General features: G+C 44.1%; 16 protein-coding genes, 2 tRNA genes and 2 pseudogenes. 14 read left to right on the forward strand and 6 right to left on the reverse strand.

Annotation, left to right across the window (positions count from 1 at the left end):
• Positions 1 to 401: 401 nt before the first annotated feature.
• The 8 genes from hppD (at position 402) to VER99_RS06505 (ending at position 6,007) form a co-directional block, all read left to right on the forward strand.
• Positions 402 to 1,475 (forward strand): 4-hydroxyphenylpyruvate dioxygenase, encoded by a 1,074-nt coding sequence (gene hppD, locus VER99_RS06470; RefSeq protein WP_020333139.1) that lies wholly within the window; start codon positions 402 to 404, stop codon positions 1,473 to 1,475.
• On the forward strand, positions 1,468 to 2,598 hold the full coding sequence (locus VER99_RS06475; protein WP_020333140.1) for a homogentisate 1,2-dioxygenase: 1,131 nt from the start codon (positions 1,468 to 1,470) through the stop codon (positions 2,596 to 2,598). The genes hppD and VER99_RS06475 overlap by 8 nt, the downstream gene beginning before the upstream one ends.
• A gap of 9 nt (positions 2,599 to 2,607) precedes the next feature.
• Positions 2,608 to 3,645, forward strand: coding sequence for a fumarylacetoacetate hydrolase family protein (locus VER99_RS06480; protein ID WP_020333141.1), 1,038 nt, complete (start codon positions 2,608 to 2,610; stop codon positions 3,643 to 3,645).
• A 14-nt stretch (positions 3,646 to 3,659) separates the two neighbouring features.
• Positions 3,660 to 4,328, forward strand: coding sequence for a maleylacetoacetate isomerase (gene maiA, locus VER99_RS06485; RefSeq protein ID WP_020333142.1), 669 nt, complete (start codon positions 3,660 to 3,662; stop codon positions 4,326 to 4,328).
• A 143-nt stretch (positions 4,329 to 4,471) separates the two neighbouring features.
• A complete protein-coding gene (locus tag VER99_RS06490; protein WP_020333143.1) occupies positions 4,472 to 5,134 on the forward strand; it encodes a DUF2726 domain-containing protein in 663 nt (220 codons plus the stop codon).
• Between the two features lie 166 nt (positions 5,135 to 5,300).
• The gene (locus VER99_RS06495) at positions 5,301 to 5,639 is read left to right on the forward strand and encodes a hypothetical protein (RefSeq protein ID WP_020333144.1); all 339 of its coding nucleotides are present in this window, start codon (positions 5,301 to 5,303) and stop codon (positions 5,637 to 5,639) included.
• A gap of 179 nt (positions 5,640 to 5,818) precedes the next feature.
• Positions 5,819 to 5,895: transfer RNA gene (locus VER99_RS06500), tRNA-Val, on the forward strand.
• Positions 5,896 to 5,930: 35 nt separating this feature from the next.
• A tRNA-Val gene (locus VER99_RS06505) sits at positions 5,931 to 6,007 on the forward strand.
• Between the two features lie 245 nt (positions 6,008 to 6,252).
• Here the strand turns inward: VER99_RS06505 and VER99_RS22995 are convergent.
• Positions 6,253 to 6,962, reverse strand: a pseudogene (locus tag VER99_RS22995) (DDE-type integrase/transposase/recombinase); the annotation flags it as partial.
• A gap of 352 nt (positions 6,963 to 7,314) precedes the next feature.
• Between VER99_RS22995 and VER99_RS06515 the strand changes: the two are divergent.
• Genes VER99_RS06515 through VER99_RS06525 form a run of 3 tightly spaced genes read left to right on the forward strand, consistent with a single transcriptional unit; the run spans position 7,315 to position 11,153 of the window.
• The gene (locus VER99_RS06515) at positions 7,315 to 8,040 is read left to right on the forward strand and encodes a gluconate 2-dehydrogenase subunit 3 family protein (RefSeq protein WP_020333146.1); all 726 of its coding nucleotides are present in this window, start codon (positions 7,315 to 7,317) and stop codon (positions 8,038 to 8,040) included.
• Positions 8,041 to 8,057: 17 nt separating this feature from the next.
• The gene (locus tag VER99_RS06520) at positions 8,058 to 9,827 is read left to right on the forward strand and encodes a GMC family oxidoreductase (RefSeq protein ID WP_020333147.1); all 1,770 of its coding nucleotides are present in this window, start codon (positions 8,058 to 8,060) and stop codon (positions 9,825 to 9,827) included.
• A gap of 6 nt (positions 9,828 to 9,833) precedes the next feature.
• Positions 9,834 to 11,153 (forward strand): c-type cytochrome, encoded by a 1,320-nt coding sequence (locus VER99_RS06525; protein ID WP_020333148.1) that lies wholly within the window; start codon positions 9,834 to 9,836, stop codon positions 11,151 to 11,153.
• 157 nt (positions 11,154 to 11,310) lie between these two features.
• Here the strand turns inward: VER99_RS06525 and VER99_RS06530 are convergent.
• Positions 11,311 to 11,563 (reverse strand): annotated as a pseudogene (locus VER99_RS06530) (transposase domain-containing protein); the annotation flags it as partial.
• Between the two features lie 405 nt (positions 11,564 to 11,968).
• On the opposite strand from VER99_RS06530, the gene VER99_RS06535 reads away from it, so the two are divergent.
• Complete coding sequence (locus tag VER99_RS06535; RefSeq protein WP_020333149.1) at positions 11,969 to 13,165, forward strand: MFS transporter; 1,197 nt, start codon at positions 11,969 to 11,971, stop codon at positions 13,163 to 13,165.
• A 72-nt stretch (positions 13,166 to 13,237) separates the two neighbouring features.
• Here the strand turns inward: VER99_RS06535 and VER99_RS06540 are convergent, their stop codons facing one another.
• Both VER99_RS06540 and VER99_RS06545 read right to left on the reverse strand, forming a co-directional pair.
• Positions 13,238 to 13,414, reverse strand: a complete 177-nt coding sequence (locus VER99_RS06540) for a hypothetical protein (protein ID WP_020333150.1) — start codon at positions 13,412 to 13,414, stop codon at positions 13,238 to 13,240.
• Between the two features lie 12 nt (positions 13,415 to 13,426).
• Positions 13,427 to 13,564 carry a hypothetical protein gene (locus VER99_RS06545; RefSeq protein ID WP_155521825.1) on the reverse strand — a complete coding sequence of 46 codons (138 nt, stop codon included), beginning with the start codon at positions 13,562 to 13,564 and terminating at the stop codon, positions 13,427 to 13,429.
• A gap of 662 nt (positions 13,565 to 14,226) precedes the next feature.
• Here VER99_RS06545 and VER99_RS06550 point away from each other — a divergent pair.
• On the forward strand, positions 14,227 to 14,517 hold the full coding sequence (locus VER99_RS06550; RefSeq protein ID WP_020333151.1) for a hypothetical protein: 291 nt from the start codon (positions 14,227 to 14,229) through the stop codon (positions 14,515 to 14,517).
• A gap of 182 nt (positions 14,518 to 14,699) precedes the next feature.
• Here the strand turns inward: VER99_RS06550 and VER99_RS06555 are convergent, their stop codons facing one another.
• Together VER99_RS06555 and VER99_RS06560 are read right to left on the reverse strand one after the other, a co-directional pair.
• On the reverse strand, positions 14,700 to 15,572 hold the full coding sequence (locus VER99_RS06555) for an arginase family protein (protein ID WP_020333152.1): 873 nt from the start codon (positions 15,570 to 15,572) through the stop codon (positions 14,700 to 14,702).
• Positions 15,573 to 15,645: 73 nt separating this feature from the next.
• Positions 15,646 to 16,884 carry an MFS transporter gene (locus VER99_RS06560; RefSeq protein WP_020333153.1) on the reverse strand — a complete coding sequence of 413 codons (1,239 nt, stop codon included), beginning with the start codon at positions 16,882 to 16,884 and terminating at the stop codon, positions 15,646 to 15,648.
• Positions 16,885 to 17,143: 259 nt separating this feature from the next.
• On the opposite strand from VER99_RS06560, the gene VER99_RS06565 reads away from it, so the two are divergent.
• Complete coding sequence (locus VER99_RS06565; protein ID WP_020333154.1) at positions 17,144 to 17,476, forward strand: EthD domain-containing protein; 333 nt, start codon at positions 17,144 to 17,146, stop codon at positions 17,474 to 17,476.
• Positions 17,477 to 17,509 lie beyond the last annotated feature (33 nt).

The raw sequence follows: 17,509 nt of genomic DNA on the forward strand, positions 1-17,509 counted from the left end.
ACACAATTATAACCAGATATGCTGAGAAACTGATCGCATTGTCAGGCTATAAGAGAAAGGTCATGCAAGCTGAAGGCGCTGCTTTAATGTAAGTGAATGATTTGTTTAAAACATCACCACACTGCCAATAAATATCACCACGGTAACAATCTGTTTACATTGGTCTGTGTGGTTGCAATTCCAGTTGAAGAGAATAAGTTATTGAAATTAATGTTTAATATTGTGAAATTTACGGGCGGATATTGCATAGATCTTGTGCGTAACAAATATTTTACATTTACACCTTCGAAACCTGAAAACAGAGATTTTGGTTGATGTATTCCAATTTTCTTCCGCCTGCGCCAAGTTAGAAAAATAGTTTAGAAACGCTGTAAACAAATTAATGACGCAAGGAGAAAGTCATGGTGGACGCATACAACCCATTAGGTACAGACGGATTTGAGTTTGTGGAATACACGGCTGCAGACAGTAAAGGCATCGAACAACTCAAAGCACTGTTTGTATCGTTAGGCTTCGCAGAGATTGCGAAGCACCGTTCGAAAGAAGCTTGGTTATATCGTCAGGGTGACATCAGTTTTATCGTCAATGCGCAGCCTCATAGTCAAGCTGAAGCGTTTGCGAAGGTACATGGCCCGTCAGTGTGTGGGATGGCATTTCGAGTAAAAGATGCCACGGCGGCGCTTGAGCACGCAATACAAAACGGCGGAACAGAATACAAAACCGAAATCGGGCCGATGGAACTCAGCATTCCAGCCATTTATGGTATCGGCGAGAGCTTGCTCTATTTTGTTGACCGATACGGTAAGCAGAGTATTTATGATGTCGACTTCCGTTTTTACGATGATGCGCAAGAGCGTCTGGCGAAATCTGATGTGGGTCTTTACGAGATCGATCACCTGACCCATAACGTTAAACAGGGCAACATGGATGTGTGGTCTGGTTTTTATGAGCGCATCGGTAACTTCCGAGAAATTCGTTACTTCGACATTGAAGGTAAACTCACAGGCCTTGTCAGCCGTGCGATGACCGCACCTTGTGGCAAGATCCGAATTCCTATTAATGAGTCCTCTGACGATAAATCGCAAATCGAAGAGTTTATCCGTGAATACAATGGCGAAGGCATTCAGCATATCGCTCTGACAACGGATGACATCTACCAAACCGTTCAAACGTTACGCGACCGTGGTATGGACTTTATGCCAACACCAGATACCTACTACGAGAAAGTTGACCAACGTGTTGAAGGTCATGGAGAAGACGTCAGTAAACTCCGTGAGCTGCAAATCCTTATTGATGGTGCACCAACGAAAGACGGTATCTTGCTGCAAATCTTTACGCAAACCGTGATTGGCCCGGTGTTCTTCGAGATCATTCAGCGCAAAGGTAACGAAGGTTTTGGTGAAGGTAACTTCAAAGCGCTATTTGAATCGATTGAAGAAGACCAAATTCGCCGAGGAGTACTGAACGATGCATAAATGGATCACATTCCCTCATCGGGAGGGAGTGTGCTCAAAGCAAGCACATGCTGATTTCCCGGAAGAGGCAATTTATGAACGTGAAGCAGGTCGAAGTGGATTCTTTGGCCCTGCGGCACATTTTCATCATCAACACGCACCAACAAGTTGGTCTGAGTGGGAAGGGGAGCTTCGCCCACGAGCGTTTGATTTCAATCTCGTAGAGAAAGCCAGCCACATAACGCCTTGGGCGGTGCCGCATTTACTGCATAACGCTAACTGCAAAATCCGTGTTTGGCGTATGGATGAAAAGATGGATTTTCTGGTAAGAAATGCGGACGGCGATGAGCTGCTGTTTATCCACCAGGGGACTGCCGATCTTTACTGTGACTACGGGCACTTAAAGGTGAGCGAAGGGGATTATGTCATGATCCCGCGCTCAACGAGCTGGCGCTTAGAGCCAAGCGAGCCGATGTTTATTCTGATGATAGAAAACACCGATGCGGCTTATACCTTGCCAGAAAAGGGCATGGTGGGAAATCACGCTGTGTTTGATCCTGCCGTACTGGAAACACCGTCGATAAACGATGAGTTCCGAGCGCAATATTCTGAGAACCGCACACAGGTACAGGTGAAGCGTCACGATAAAGTGAGTGTTATCACCTATCCGTTTAATCCTTTAGATGCAATTGGTTGGCATGGTGACTTAGCGGTAGTCAAAGTGAACTGGCGTGATATTCGTCCACTTATGTCGCACCGTTACCACTTACCACCGTCCGCGCATACTACATTTGTAGGAGCAGGATTTGTGGTGTGTACCTTTGTTCCTCGTCCGATTGAGAGTGATCCTGGCGCGCTTAAAGTACCGTTCTACCACAATAATGACGACTATGACGAAGTCTTGTTCTACCACGCAGGCGACTTCTTCAGCCGTGACAATATTGAAGCGGGCATGGTGACATTCCACCCAGCTGGCTTTACGCACGGCCCTCACCCGAAAGCATTTAAAGCGGGTCAGGAATACAAGAAGAAGTTTACCGACGAAGTGGCGGTGATGATAGATACGCGCCACGCGCTTCAGTTCTCGGATGAACTGGAAAAGGTAGAAAACAAAGAATACGTCTACAGCTGGCAAGAAAAATAAGAGGCAAGGATGAAATTAGCAACCAAGAAAAATGGTACTCGTGATGGCCTGTTGATGGTCGTGAGTAAAGATCTAACTCGCTGCGTACCAGCGACAGAAGTGTTCCATCCAAGAAATTTAGCGCCAACGATGCAAGTCGCGCTGGACAACTGGGAAGTAGTAGCGCCGCAACTAGAAGAATTGTACATCGCACTCAATAATGGCACCGTCGCAGGATTCGAAGAGTTCGAAGCGCACTATTGTGAATCTCCTTTGCCACGAGCGTATCAGTGGGCAGATGGCAGCGCGTACGTAAATCACGTGGAGCTAGTTCGTAAAGCTCGTGGAGCAGAAATGCCTGAGAGCTTCTGGACAGATCCTTTGATGTATCAGGGTGGCTCAGATGCGTTTATCGGCCCTTGCGACAACATCGAATTTGCCAGTGACGAGTGGGGTATCGATTTCGAAGGCGAAGTCGCGGTAGTGACGGGTGATGTGCCAATGGGCGCGAGTATCGCCGAGGCGCAAGAATCGATCAGGCTCATCATGTTGGTTAACGACGTATCGCTACGCGGGTTGATTCCGGCAGAGTTGGCGAAAGGGTTTGGCTTCTTCCAGTCTAAGCCGTCATCCGCATTTTCTCCTGTCGCGGTGACTCCAGATGAACTCGGTGATGCATGGTACGAAAACAAAGTGCATTTACCGCTGGTTTCGACCTACAACCACAAGCCATTTGGTTGCCCGAATGCAGGGGTGGACATGACATTCGACTTCGCGGATCTCATTGTCCATGCTACTAAAACGCGTCCGCTGTCCGCTGGAGCGATAATCGGCTCTGGTACCGTGTCTAACAAACAAGGCACTGAACATGGCACATCGATTGAAGAAGGTGGCGTCGGTTACTCTTGTATTGCTGAAGTGCGCATGATTGAAACCATACGCGATGGTAAACCGTCGACGAACTTTATGTCGTTTGGTGATGCAATCAAACTTGAGATGTTTGATGCAGATGGCAACAATATCTTCGGTTCGATTGAACAACAAGTTAGTCAGTACTTGAAGCATTAATGCAGGGAAAATGAATGAGCGAACAGATCACGCTTTATGGATATTGGCGATCCTCCGCGGCTTATCGTGTGCGCATTTGTCTGAATCTTAAAGAGATCCAGTATGAATCAAAATCGGTGCACTTGGTGCGTGAGGGAGGAGAGCAACACAGCGAGGAGTATCACAAACTGAATGCCTCTGAGCTGGTGCCGGTGCTGGTGGATGGTGAGCTTCGATTAAACCAGTCGCTGGCTATTATTCAGTATCTCGATGAAAATTATCCGGATGTTGCTGTCATTCCAAAGCGTTCGCCTTTACGATATCAAGCGCTTTCCATGGCACAGGATATTGCCATGGAGATTCACCCTTTGAATAATTTGCGCGTCTTGCAGTATTTGGAAGGGGAGTTGGCGTGTGATGCAGAGCGTAAAGTTGCCTGGATTCATCACTGGATTAACAAAGGGTTTTCTTCATTGGAGGAGAAACTTGCAGCCCATCGAAAAACGTATGGTGATTGTAAGTTCAGCCTGACCGATTCGCCGTCTATCGTTGATATTTGCTTGGTACCGCAAGTGTATAATGCGTTGCGCTTTGGTGTTGATTTGGCCACTTATCCGATAATCAACTCGATTGTTGAAGCCTGTTACCAACTTCCGGCTTTCATTGATGCAATGCCAGAGCATCAACCGGATGCCAACAGTTAGATCTTAGAGCTTAATAGAGGCCTCTGTTAAGCTCATTTCCTACCTTGAATCTCACCATTATTGCAAAATTGAGCCCTTTTGTTGCTCTGGTTAACGTTTCGATTTAGGCTTGAGCAACTTGTTGTTTTCGGCTCGATTTCTCTATGACCAACATTTTTATCATCGTAGTTCTTCTGGTTGTTTTTTTCTTCATTATTCAAAAGTATGTGCTCAAGCATGATGACACCCGAGACTACTCATATCGCTCAAAAGGCGCTTTGTTAAGAGGGCAAGAAGCTGCGTTTTTCAATGCCTTAAGAACCGCTGTTGGCGATCACGCGGTGATATTTAGCAAAGTTAATATGTCCAGCTTGGTTGCGCCGAAGGACATTAAAAACAAAAGGCAGCTTTTTGTAGCGAGTAACCGTATTTCCAGAAGCTATTTTGACTATGTAATTTGTGACCCGCGTACGTTAGAACCGCGAGTGATCTTAGAGTTGGATGATGGAAAGCCTCTTAACAAAGGCAAGGCTGCGCGACAAAAGCTGCTGATTCACGTGTGTAAAACAGCCAATTTACCGTTAATTGGTACATCGATAAAACACAGCTATCAAGTTGGGCGATTACGTCGTTTACTTGCGGCGCACATCGATTTGATTGAGCCGGATAAAGAGGTGCGTTTTTGTAAAAAGTGCAGCAGCCCGATGATAATTAAGACAGCCACCCAAGGTGAATTTAAAGGCCGACGCTTTTTCACATGCAGCCGTCAACCAAACTGTACTTACACCGAGAACTACAACGTGGTGTTTGATGTTCCAAACGAGTAAGAATAGACGATTAGTGATCTAGAAAACGATAAGTAAAATTTATCTTGGCTGAGGCTTTGACTTGTTTGAGTCAAAGCCTTTTTAGTAACTTAGGACCAAGCATTTAGAAGTAATTTGGATATCAGTCCTATACTTTGAAAAGAGAAACAAAAAGTAGGTTAGTGCTATGCGATATGGATGGATTTTTGCTCTGCTGCTGTTCGTTTCAAATGCTAATGCTTTTCCTAATTTAAAGCCGTTGGAGTGTAGGCTTACTGATACACCAGAAGACCATTTTTTGTTTTATCGAGATCAAATGGTTTATCACAGCGAGCAGTTTGTTATTTTTCAAAACTTCAAAGGGCGAGTTGTCACTCAAGTGGATCTTAAAACTGGCGAATTGATTCGCACGACTTATATTGGTGAACCTTTTGAGCCAAAATACCAAATTTTGTTCGGTGCTTGTCCTGATGTTTCTTATACCTTACAGATCTGGATGCTGAGTGACGTACCTTATGATAATTAAGCAAAAATTCGAAAGTTACCTAGATCACGTTTTTATATCTGAATTGGGTGTGTTTCGCTTATAAAAACGCCTGAAAACGAGGCTTGAGTTTACATTTTCGCCAAACGATTCAAAGTTAGTGAATTTATGCTTGCACCCCAGATAGCTTATGGCTAATATCCCTCTCGTTCCAGAGAAATGCGTCCGTAGCTCAGCTGGTTAGAGTACCGCCTTGACATGGCGGGGGTCGGTGGTTCGAGTCCACTCGGACGCACCATTCTGATTTGAATGGTAAGCAGGAACACAAAATTTGGGTCCGTAGCTCAGTTGGTTAGAGTACTACCTTGACATGGTAGGGGTCGGCGATTCGAGTTCGCCCGGACCCACCAAATTTTATGCAAAGCCCGCATTCGTGCGGGCTTTGTTGTATCTAGGGTTTATCTAATCTAGCCCAAACTTTCTCATCTATATTATGCATATTTATGTGCATCATATTCACTGAGTCATACCTTATTGGGCACAGATGGTCACCATTGTGACCATTTGGTGACCACAAGTTCCGTCGATAGAGTCATAAGTAAAACTGATCGAATTCTAAGTTTTTGTCCGTAAACTTGACTCTTTTTCCCTAACTCGGGTCGTATTGGAACGTTTCAACTTTCATCGAATGGAAATAGCTCTCAACACAAGCATTATTCCAGCAGTTTCCTTTTCTACTCATACTTTGCTTTAGATTCTAAGCCGTGCAGTTGTGATATCTCGATAGCCTTTCGAACAATACTGGCTAACTCGATCACTATGAACGATAACCTTTTCAGGTAATCCGCGATGGAACAGAGCTATTGATAATGCATCGCTGACCAGCGTAGTAGTCACCTTTGTGTAGATAGACCAAACGATTACTTGTCTGAACAACGTTCAATTATTTCCGCCAATATAGCCAGCCTTCAGTGCTGTCCGCAGTGCTCCTAAACTTACGTGTAGCTTTCCGGCATTAAATCTTGACGATTCGTACTGGCAGCAATAGTTTTAACATTGTGCTTGTCAACGTTATCAGCCAGTTTTTCTGGAAGCGCCTTGAGCTATCTCAGCCTTTGTTATCAGAAGCCTCTTTGAACTTAGTACCTTTTCGGTTAGCTCTTGCTGACTAGTACTAGTATTAGTGCCTTTCTTCTAGTTCCTTAGAAACCCGTAGATTTGAGATTCATGTAAAGTAGCCTGTCTTGCTGCCGCAGTTACTCTCATTTTATCTGCTAGCTTCGGGGCTTCTGCTTTAAGTCCAAGAGTATGGGTAATACGTTTCTTCTTGCTGTCATTGGTTTCCTCGTTTAACTCAGCGTCCAAACTGCTACGGCGTATTAGTAGGTTTTTTTTCTGACAAATAAGGAGTGAATATTTCGAATTAATTTAAAATAAAAAATAAATTTTATTGTAATTCTTGTTAAACGATTGCGATAATTCTGTGACTTAGATAACATTGGGATTCTTGTTACATTCTGCAACATTTTATTGCGATTTATTCATTTGTGGAAACATAGATTATCCCAAGTGGCTATTCTTGAGCTTCCGCATTGGTTAATCGTAAGTCAATGATTTAACCCGGTATGGAATGAAAGTTTCGCATACCCATTTTGTTTGTATGTGTATTTCATAAATTTTACATGTGCTTACATTAACGCAATAGGTTGAACTCACAATGGATAGAAGAAGTGCATTGAAACTTCTAGGTCGGGCGGCGTCCGCACTAGTTGTTGCACCACACGTCGACGCACGTGAAATGAAAGCGGTCCCACATGAAACAGCAATGAGTGAAGACCATTTACCCGTACCTGCTCAAGCCGGGTGGAAAGTTTTTGTTGATCCGAAAGATAGAGCTGTACTCAGTGCGATTTTCGATCGTCTGATACCGGCTGACGAGTATGGCCCGTCAGCAAGCGAAGCGGGCTGTATCGAGTTTCTCGATGATCAGTTGGCTGGTGACTATGGATCAGGCAAAGCGCTGTATCTGGAAGGTCCGATCGATCGCAAAAATGAAGCGGCAATCATGGGTAAACCGCAATTTCTCGCTACGCCTAAAGAACGCTACCTCTCAGGAATAAAAGCGCTGGAAGCCTACTCAAAAAATAACTTCGGGTCGTCGTTGGAAGCACTATCTCCTGACAATATGGATCAGTTTCTGCTCAATTTAGAAGCAGGGAAAATTGAACTGGGCAAAGAGATTGATGGTCAGGCTCTGTTTGAACTCATGCTACAAAATGCTCGCGAAGGTTACTTGTCTGATCCGCTTTACGGTGGCAACCGAAATATGGCTGGCTGGAAAATGATTGGTTTTCCTGGTGCACGCTACGACTACCGTCCTTACATCGCCCGCAGAGGCGAAGAGCTTGACTTGATTCCAGTCAGTTTAATTCCGAACGATTAATCCGGAGCAATATAATAATGACAATTCAAAGAGCAAAAGCCGACGTTGTGATCTGTGGCTTAGGGTGGTCGGGATCGATCATTGCTGAAGAACTGACACGCGCTGGTTTAAATGTCGTTGCAATCGAGCGAGGCGCATGGCGCGATACATCAACTGACTTCCCACCCGCTGTAGACCCTGATGAACTGCGTTGGCAAACTCGCCGCGCGATGACTCAGCCTATGAGCGTGGAAACGACGACATTCCGTAATCGTACAGGTCAGGCTGCGGCTCCTGTACGTAATTGGTCTGCCTATCAATTTGGTTGGAACGTAGGTGGCGCTGGTACACACTGGGCTGGTATGTCATGGCGCTTTACACCATGGGATTTTGAGGTTGCCACTCGAACTCGTGAGCGTTACGGCAAAGATAGAGCGAAAGATCTTCAACTTCAGGACTGGGGAATCACCTACGAAGATCTAGAGTCAGATTATGATCGCTTTGAACGTATTGCAGGTACTTCCGGAAAAGCAGGCAATATTCAGGGCGAAAAGATAGCGGGTGGTAACGTATTTGAAGGCCCTCGTTCGCGTGATTACCCAACGCCACCACTACTAGACACCAATTGGATGTCTAAATATCGTAAAGTCACCTCAGACATGGGATATCACCCATTTACCGTACCTGCGGGTAACTTATCTCAGGCTTATGTGAATCCGCTGGGCGTATCCATGGGACCTTGTACTTACTGTGGTTTCTGTGATTTTCATGGCTGCGGTAACTTTTCAAAATCTTCACCGCAAGCGTGTATTCTTCCGGTTCTGATGCGTCGTAAGAATTTTACTTTGCTGACTGAAACCGAAGTGTTGCATGCTGTGAAACACGACGATGGTAAGAGCGTCAAAGGTGTTAAATTCATTACCAAAGAAGGTAAAGAAGGATTTCAACCTGCCGATATCGTGTGTATCACCGCTTACCAGATGGATAACGTTCGTCTGATGCTGCTTTCTGGCATTGGTGAGCAATACGATCCAAAAACTGGCAAAGGCACTATCGGTCGAAACTACAGCTACCAGACTTGTTCGAGTGTGACCGGCTTCTTTGATAATGAGAACATGAACCCATTTATCGGTGCTGGCGCACTCGCAGTTCAAATCGATGACTTTAACGGCGATAACTTCGACCACAGCGCTGTCGACTTTATCGGTGGTGCGGGCATCATGGCGTTTAATACCAACGGCCGTCCAATTCAGAATGCCGACGCTATCCGTCCGGGAACCCGACGTTGGGGTAGCGAGTGGAAGAAAGCGTACTCTCGTGATTACCAAAACGCTGCAACTATGTTCTGTCAGGGAACATCGATGCCATCACGGGATTCATATCTAAGTCTCGATCCAACATACCGTGATCGTCACGGTCAGCCATTATTGCGACTGACGTTTGATTGGAACAAGAACGACCAGCGTATGGCGAATTATGTGACCGACAAAGCGGTTAACATTATGAAGCAGGCTGGTGGTAAAGACTTGATGATCGACAATCAGGCAGAAAGTAGCTGTAACCCATACAAACAACACAGCTCTCATACCATTGGTGGGGCAGTAATGGGCGCGGATCCGACAACTTCAGCGTTAAATCCATACTTACAAAGCTGGGATGCACACAATGTGTTTGTGGTTGGTGCTTCTGCGTTTCCGAACAATGGCGGCTACAACCCAACGTTAACAGTGGGTGCGTTGGCAGTACGCGCGGCTAGAGCCATTCACCAGACCTACATTAACAATCCAGGTCAGTTGGTGAGGGGGTAAGAAAACATGAGTATCGCGAAAAAAGGCTGGTTCAAACTCGTAACCGTAGTCGTTGCTATTGCGTTGATAGTTTCTGGCTGGATGCTTTGGAATACGTTTGATCTTTCACGTTCTGATGTCGCTGATGACACGGTTAAGTTATCTGATTACAAAACTGATGATTTAGATGCGATTGAGCGCGGCGAGTACGTAATGCGAGTCGGGGATTGCTCGGCCTGTCATACTGCTGGTCACGGTGAAATGGCGGGTGGCTATGACATCGCAACGCCGTTTGGCTCTTTGTACAGTTCTAATATCACACCCGATCCAGAAACCGGTATTGGTAACATGACTGAACGGGATTTCTTCAATGCCGTGCGTCAGGGTATAGGTTCACACGGCTTCTTATATCCTGCGATGCCTTACACGGCGTACGTGAAGTACTCAGATCAGGATATGCACGATTTGTGGGCGTATTTCTCAACGGTTGAGCCTGTTAAAAACGACATTGAAGAAACGAAAGATATGCCGTTCCCATTCAATGTTCGCCTGTCGCTTGCTGGCTGGGATATGCTGTTCTTCCACAATGAAGCATTCTCTGCAGATGTAAACAAAGATGCAGAGTGGAACCGAGGTAAATATCTTGTAAATGGCGGTGGTCACTGTTCTGCGTGTCATAGCCCGCGTAACATTATTGGTGCAGAAATTGATAGTCGCTATCTGCATGGAGGAAACATGGGAGACTGGTATGCGCCGGATTTAACTCCTAACCAACATAGTAGCATTAGTCAGATGACGGTTGATGAGATTCATGAATATCTTAAAACTGGTTCAAATGGTATTGCGGTAGCCTCCGGTCCAATGGCGGAAGCGGTTCAGCACTCGACTCAGTACTTTACTGATGACGATTTGAAGTCTATTGGCCACTATCTGAAAAGTCTGGCTCCTTCAGGACAAGGTAAATCTTATCCTAAGCAAGGTGTAACTGAACAAGCTGCACTGGAGTACGAAGTAAATTGCTCAGCATGTCACGGACTCAAAGGAGAAGGTATTTCCGGGATGGTCCCTGCATTTGCGAACAATAAAACCATCGCAGCAGAAGATGCGACTAACTTAATCCATGCGATGCTTAAAGGGACTCGTGCCCCTTATACCGAGACTCGCACTACAGCCGCAGGAATGCCTTCGTTTGCTTGGAAAATGAGTGACCAGAAGATCGCTGATGTTCTGAACTATATCCGTAATACCTGGGACGAAAGCGGCGCACGCATAATTAACGTTCAGGAAGTTGCAGAAATGCGTTCTAAAGTAGAAGCAAGAGAAAAGCTAGAAACACCTTTGCAATAAGTCGTTGATTCATTTTAGACAAAAGAGGTAGCAGCGATGCTGCCTCTTATTCCAACCCCGTCGAGAATGAAATGTAATACCACTGGATAATATTTCTGTGGTTAAGTGAGCTACAATACACTTTTACACAGTAAACGCTTAATTAACCAGTAAAACCTTATTCAGCCTCACTGATTTCTACATTCCACGGCAGAAGAACGGAGAGATCTTCATTTGAAGAGCGCTTCGGTAATTCCCTGAAAGGTGTACTAAGTAGAAGTACGGATTGATGTCGTTCGCACGACAAGTTATGACCAGACTATAGAGGTTTGCACTTGCCGTTGATCCGCCAACTGAAGTCGAGAAAATCCAATTTTTCGCCCAGTCGTAAAGGGACACACATCTCTTTCAGTCACGTTGTTATCGAGGCTTTGTTTCGTAATTCAGTTGAACTTAATCAGGAACTTACGATCTGATCGTGTAAACACCAAGCGATTCTGTCGTATCTTTTGTTTTTTCATATTCTTATTATTTATATATAAAATGTAACCGTTTACATTTTGGTGTGTTATATAAGTATGATTGCTTATAAAGTTATGCGGTGAAATCTCCGTTCAAACGACGAGTCTTGTAATCCTTGGAGTAAGGTAACTAAACACGTACAAGATGATACGTCGTTGTTCCGTAAATCGAACTGAGGTGAAACTAAGAATAGCTGGCTAATAGCGCAATATTTTTTGTCGTATGATGAGTTTATTCGAGAGCCTTCCTCTGCAGCGTAACCATCTAAGCGTCGTCTAAATTCATATTTCTCAGAGCAATTTTTGGAGTTCTCAATGAATTCAAATGGTACACACATTACATCGAATCGTTCACGCGGCGTAATTCTGTTTGTGCTGGCGATTGGCACTTTTCTTTTGGGGTTGACTGAATTTTCGGTGATGCCAATGCTACCGCTGGTGGCGGATAGTTTTGATGTCTCAGCGGCTAAATCTGGCCATATCATCAGTGCCTATGCTGCAGGTGTAGTGGTCGGTGCACCATTATTAATGATGCTGACACCTAAAATGAATCGCCGCAGTGCTTTGGTGTTGTTCGCTTTTTTGATTTTTGCTTTTAATGGTTTAAGCGCTGCCGCAACCTCGTTTGAGCAAATCGTATTGTTTCGCTTTTTAAGTGGCTTACCTCATGGTGCTTATTTCGGTACGGCGTTGCTTTTTGGCGCTCGCCTGGCTCCAGAGGGACGAAGTACGTTATATATGTCGCGGGTATTTTCTGGTCTTACCATCGCCACTATCGTCGGTGTGCCATTAGCGACATTATTGGCGCAAAACATTAGCTGGCGTTGGGCGTTGTTGCTGGTTTCAATTGGAGCTTTCGTCGCTTGTGTGCTGTTGTGGCGTGTATTGCCTTCGCTGCAGGCTGAAGGCGAGGGGCTAAAAAGTGACTTGGCAGTACTGAAAAATCCGCTGATCTGGCCAATTGTATTCATCGCGGTGATCGGCTTTGGTGGCGTGTTCTGCCTGTATACTTATCTAGCTGATACCATGATTGATGTAACTCAAGTGCCTGAATACTACATCTCGATTGCGATGGTGATTTTTGGTGTGGGATCGACTTTGGGCAACTGGTTGTTTGGTCATGTGCACGATAGGGTAGTCGCGAAAGTGACAGGCGTGGCTTTAGTTTATTGTGTGTTGCTAGCCATTCTGTACGTATCGGCTGCCGATAATCTTTGGTTCTTGTATCTGGTGGTATTTTTGTTGGGTGCGAGCCTAGGCTTAAGCACAGTGATACAAGCGATGTTGATGCGTGTTGCCAAAGGGGGACACGCGGTGATTGGGGCATTACTGCAGTGTGCCTTTAACTCGGCTAATGCGATTGGTCCATTGGCGGGTAGCTTAGTGTTTATCAATGGTTATAGTGCCAATTACACCGGTTATGTGGCAGCCATGTTATTTGCTGGTGGCTTTGTGATGTGGTTGGTGAGTCGACTGCAGATGCGCCAACAGCAAGCCGAATCAGTAAGCTAATGAAAATAAAATACCTGTCGTGACACTTCATGCCATTCAGATAAGCGCTGTTGGAGAGTCATAAAAATCATACTAAAATGGCAGCGACTTCATTGATACGCTGCCATTTGTACCACTTTTCTCCAGGCGACCTTCACCAGAGATATCATTACGCCAGTAGTCTTCTGTGTTAAATCCACCTTCATCAGCATCCATATATACATAAATATTGCTATTAAAAGCACCGAAACTATCCGCTGCGTCAACCAAGTTCAGACGACCCTAGCCACGAGAATCATTAATAATAGGGTAGTTAGACTCGATTTCTGTTGTCGCCAGTACCGCATGCCGCTGGTTATCACTCAGATATGGGAAACGAGATGCCAGAAGAACTTCAGATCCCTTCGGTTGTGTGACCATTTGGTGATTACGAGTTCGCCGAAAGAATCAAAAGCAAAGCTGATCGAATTCAAGTTGTTTCGTGTAAACTTGACTATTTTTCCCATACTTGGCTCGTTTCCATCGACAATAAAATTACATGCAGATTCGTCTCTACAACAAATTTGGCTTCCAAGTAAATTAAAGTCCAAAGCAGCATATTGCTCGATGAAAGGAGTGGTGTGTTCAGGAATATATTTTTGAACCGAGGGCATTAATGCATAAGATGTTGAAGTATAGGAGTGAAGTTTCATATTAAACACGTAAGTAACTTCCGTTTCTTACCCAAACTAAGCTCTCATATCTGAGAGTTGTCCTATGATACGGGGTCTAGATCCTAAAGAGCGAAACAGGTCTAACTTATCGATTAACCTGTCACTCACCAGCGAATACTAAATCTGGACTAACTGCCACACTTTTTAAAAATTTATTCTATCCTTCTTTTATTAGATCTCTATTGTTTTACGACTAAATATGGATATTCCTCTTCCCAATGATGAATAACACAATTAGCTAGTTTACAAAAGGCTCCACTAGCTGATCACTTCTTCTCATGGTAACTGTGAAGATAACTTTGTGGTCTATTGTAATTGGCGTCAGATGGTAACGAAACGAGTCAGCTATTAACTCATAAGGAAATCACCATGAAATCAGTTATCAAAGCTATTGTAATTGTATTCGCAGCTACATCAATGAATGCTTTTGCAACCAATGTCATTGAAAGTTTGAGTATCGAAACGATAAAGCAAACCATGACAAAGGACCAAATTGAGCTTGTATTAAATAAGTGGAAAAATGAAAGATTAGCGAACATAGAGATAGAGTTAGAAACATCACTAAGCACAAGTCAAGTTCCTGCTGGAGCACGTGGTGGGATACTGAGAGCTCAGATTGAATACGAATATGAAAAGTTAGCAAAATCCCTTGGTTTATAAATCACTAGTCTATGGCTTATGGCAAACACAAATTTGCTACATTCTGTTCTAGCTCCTGAACCGACAACTTTAAGACGCTAGCAAGTTTGCATGAATTCATCTGATAAATTGATGGGGGTTTTAGAGTAAAACCCCCCGTAATTTTACCTATTTTGAGTATTACGGCAGGGGGGAGTAGGTCTTTACGCACCAAGTAAAGGGAAACTTGCCAGCATATTTTTCAGACGGAGTGCATCCCAAGGTAAATGTTCTGTCACACCTAAACCAACAACCTCGACAGAACAATCTGCAATATCATTGATTAAACGTTGAACGGCTGCAAGCTTCATTGCACCTTGAGTTAAACCTTCAAATTTATCGGCAGGGACATCACGCTCAGCGAAATACAACGAGCCGAAATCGGCAATAGACATTACATCTAAGTCCAGATGAATGGCGACTTTAGTAATGCCTTTCGCTTTTATCCAGTCTGTAACTGGTGCACTGGTTTCAGCTAACTCTTCAGGTCCAGCAAAAGCCATATTATTTTTTTGAATAAAATCTGTTTCGTAGGGTAGGGTTGCTCCCAACCCAGCGAATATTACATTTTCAGGTTTGACGGGAGTTTTAACTACGGCTTTAAATTCATCGTCTCCGATGCCCATCAAGTTGCCGAGAACCATTGCATGAGCGTGGTTGTATTGTTCTGGTGTCAAAATATCCGGGTGTGCATCAACCCAGATGATTCCAAGGTCACCTTCATACTTTTCATTTAAATAGTTGAAAGGAGCAAGATCAACAAGGCAGTCACCACCTAAAACAACAATATTGTCTGGCTGGTGTTTTTCAATAATTGCCTTAGCACTGTGTAGTTGGTCTAGCAGTTGGGAGCGACCTCTTAGTCCTTCCTCTTCTGCTAGTTCGTTACCTGTTGGACGACTGACCGGAACTTCTTCAACCGGACCTTTCGGATCTGGTGCTAAAAATGCCAGCATTTGTGAACCAAAATGATACGCTTCGTTATTACCACCTTGCCATTGAGGGAAATGTAAACGCAGTGTTTTTGAGTCAGACATATATTCTCCTTTGAATTAGATAAGCCCCGAAGTTTGGGGCTAAATCGTATTTGAAAATAGATTTTAATTGTTGTTATGAACTTGCTGTCAGAGATACCTGACGGCGTTGAATTTTCACAGGTGCCGTTTCAATGAATAGCAATGAAAGAATTGCAATCAGAGCAAACGCACCACCGACAATTTCCATTGTGATATGTAAACCAAACAGGTCAGCTAATCCACCAGCGACGATAGGCATGATCACACCGCCTGCCATTTCTCCCACACCAGTAGGAATCCCGACAGCACTGCCAGCCTGTTTGGAAGGAACGCTTTCTGCGGGGATGATTGCCAAGTAAATAGGGGCAAGACCAAAGCCGAAGATGCCGGCAAAGCCCAAAAGTAAGAACATTTGAATTTGGCTAAGGCCAGTACTAAATGCGAATAAGAACATTAGTGCGCCGTAGATAGCTGAACATACAAATACGACAGGCTTTCTTCCCAAGCGATCTGAAAGCGAAGGCATAATGATCATGCCTAATGCACCACCAAAGCCCCAGCCTGAGATAATAAAGCCAACATCCGAGAGCTCTAAGTGAACAACCTGAGTTAGGTATAAAGCAACAAAGGTAGAGAAAACGTAAAGCCCACTTTGGAAACAACAGCTCATTAGTGTTGCGACCCAAACATTTCGAACTTTAAGTACTGATAGTGCGCTGCTTTTTTCAGGTTCAGATGAGTCTTTATTACTTGCTGACTGAGCTATTGGTTTATTTTTCATTACCTTATGTAGGCCATATGCAAGAAGGATCCCCGGAATACCTACGACGAAAAATACGGCTTCCCATGGAATAACTTCATTAAGCTGGGTGGCAATGATAGGGCCAAGACCAATTCCTAATAACGGGAAGAATGCCTGATGGACACCCATCATTAGCCCCTTTTTCTCAGGTTTAACGTTCTCTGAAATGGTTGCGACACTTGTGCTAAATACACCGCCTTCACCAATTCCAAGCAGGCCACGGATAGCCAGCATGGCAGTAAATGATTTTGCGATACCTGTGAGCCATGTCATTACAGAAAAGAAAACGGTAGAAAAGATTAGGACGCCTTTACGACCATGGCGATCAGAATAACTCCCAAGTAACCAGGTAGATATGGCGTAAGTAAACGCTAATATTGAGGCTATTGCTCCAGCTTGAGCATTGTTAAGTCCTAATTCAGGAACGATGACAGGGAAAAGATATACAACAGCAAATCGGTCCAATCCAATGATGCCAAACAGTATGGCTAGCAGAAGAACAAGCTTCCACTCACTAGTCATTTTTTTCATATTACATCCATGTAAGTTAATAAATGATCCATTAAGAACACTTATTAAACATATCGAGCTGCAAATATTCTTGACTCAGTCAGACAGGAAAATTTACTCAAAATGACAAATTAGAGTGAGGTGTTTAGTTGTCCAAACAAGTCAATAGAGATGGTAGTTTGAGTCAATTTATTAATGTTCGGGGGTGCTAAGTTGGCGGTGGTTAGTTAACCAAATGGTTATTGGAACAACAAAATATGTCAGAAATTAAGGAGTAATAATGCATACCGTCGCTTATCTCATGAAGAGAAAACCAGGGATGACAAAAGAAGAGTTTTTAAATTTGTATGAAGAGCATCGTGACGTGATGGTTAGTAATGCACGAGGCTTGGTCAGTTATACCCAACACCCAATCAGAAAGCCGGAAGAAACGGGCGATACTTACACCACTAACGAATACGATGAGTATGATGCGCTATCTATCTATACGTATGAATCACCTGAAGATTCTGAGTTTAGTAATCATTTGACGGCTATTTCGAATGATAGTGCGAGATTTATCGATTTTGAAAGCATGATTTCGCTTCCTCTCAATAAAATTCAAGTCAAATAGATGTAAAAAGGAAGATTTGTCTCAGTATGAATC

The sequence above is a fragment of the Vibrio natriegens NBRC 15636 = ATCC 14048 = DSM 759 genome, assembly GCF_035621455.1.
GTDB classification, from domain to species: Bacteria; Pseudomonadota; Gammaproteobacteria; order Enterobacterales; family Vibrionaceae; genus Vibrio; species Vibrio natriegens.

Coding starts and splice junctions, on each gene's coding strand:
- hppD (WP_020333139.1), top strand. CDS start 402: ATGGTGGACGCATACAACCCATTAGGTACAGACGGATTTGAGTTTGTG.
- VER99_RS06475 (WP_020333140.1), top strand. CDS start 1,468: ATGCATAAATGGATCACATTCCCTCATCGGGAGGGAGTGTGCTCAAAG.
- VER99_RS06480 (WP_020333141.1), top strand. CDS start 2,608: ATGAAATTAGCAACCAAGAAAAATGGTACTCGTGATGGCCTGTTGATG.
- maiA (WP_020333142.1), top strand. CDS start 3,660: ATGAGCGAACAGATCACGCTTTATGGATATTGGCGATCCTCCGCGGCT.
- VER99_RS06490 (WP_020333143.1), top strand. CDS start 4,472: ATGACCAACATTTTTATCATCGTAGTTCTTCTGGTTGTTTTTTTCTTC.
- VER99_RS06495 (WP_020333144.1), top strand. CDS start 5,301: ATGCGATATGGATGGATTTTTGCTCTGCTGCTGTTCGTTTCAAATGCT.
- VER99_RS06515 (WP_020333146.1), top strand. CDS start 7,315: ATGGATAGAAGAAGTGCATTGAAACTTCTAGGTCGGGCGGCGTCCGCA.
- VER99_RS06520 (WP_020333147.1), top strand. CDS start 8,058: ATGACAATTCAAAGAGCAAAAGCCGACGTTGTGATCTGTGGCTTAGGG.
- VER99_RS06525 (WP_020333148.1), top strand. CDS start 9,834: ATGAGTATCGCGAAAAAAGGCTGGTTCAAACTCGTAACCGTAGTCGTT.
- VER99_RS06535 (WP_020333149.1), top strand. CDS start 11,969: ATGAATTCAAATGGTACACACATTACATCGAATCGTTCACGCGGCGTA.
- VER99_RS06545 (WP_155521825.1), bottom strand. CDS start 13,564: ATGGTCACACAACCGAAGGGATCTGAAGTTCTTCTGGCATCTCGTTTC.
- VER99_RS06550 (WP_020333151.1), top strand. CDS start 14,227: ATGAAATCAGTTATCAAAGCTATTGTAATTGTATTCGCAGCTACATCA.
- VER99_RS06555 (WP_020333152.1), bottom strand. CDS start 15,572: ATGTCTGACTCAAAAACACTGCGTTTACATTTCCCTCAATGGCAAGGT.
- VER99_RS06560 (WP_020333153.1), bottom strand. CDS start 16,884: ATGAAAAAAATGACTAGTGAGTGGAAGCTTGTTCTTCTGCTAGCCATA.
- VER99_RS06565 (WP_020333154.1), top strand. CDS start 17,144: ATGCATACCGTCGCTTATCTCATGAAGAGAAAACCAGGGATGACAAAA.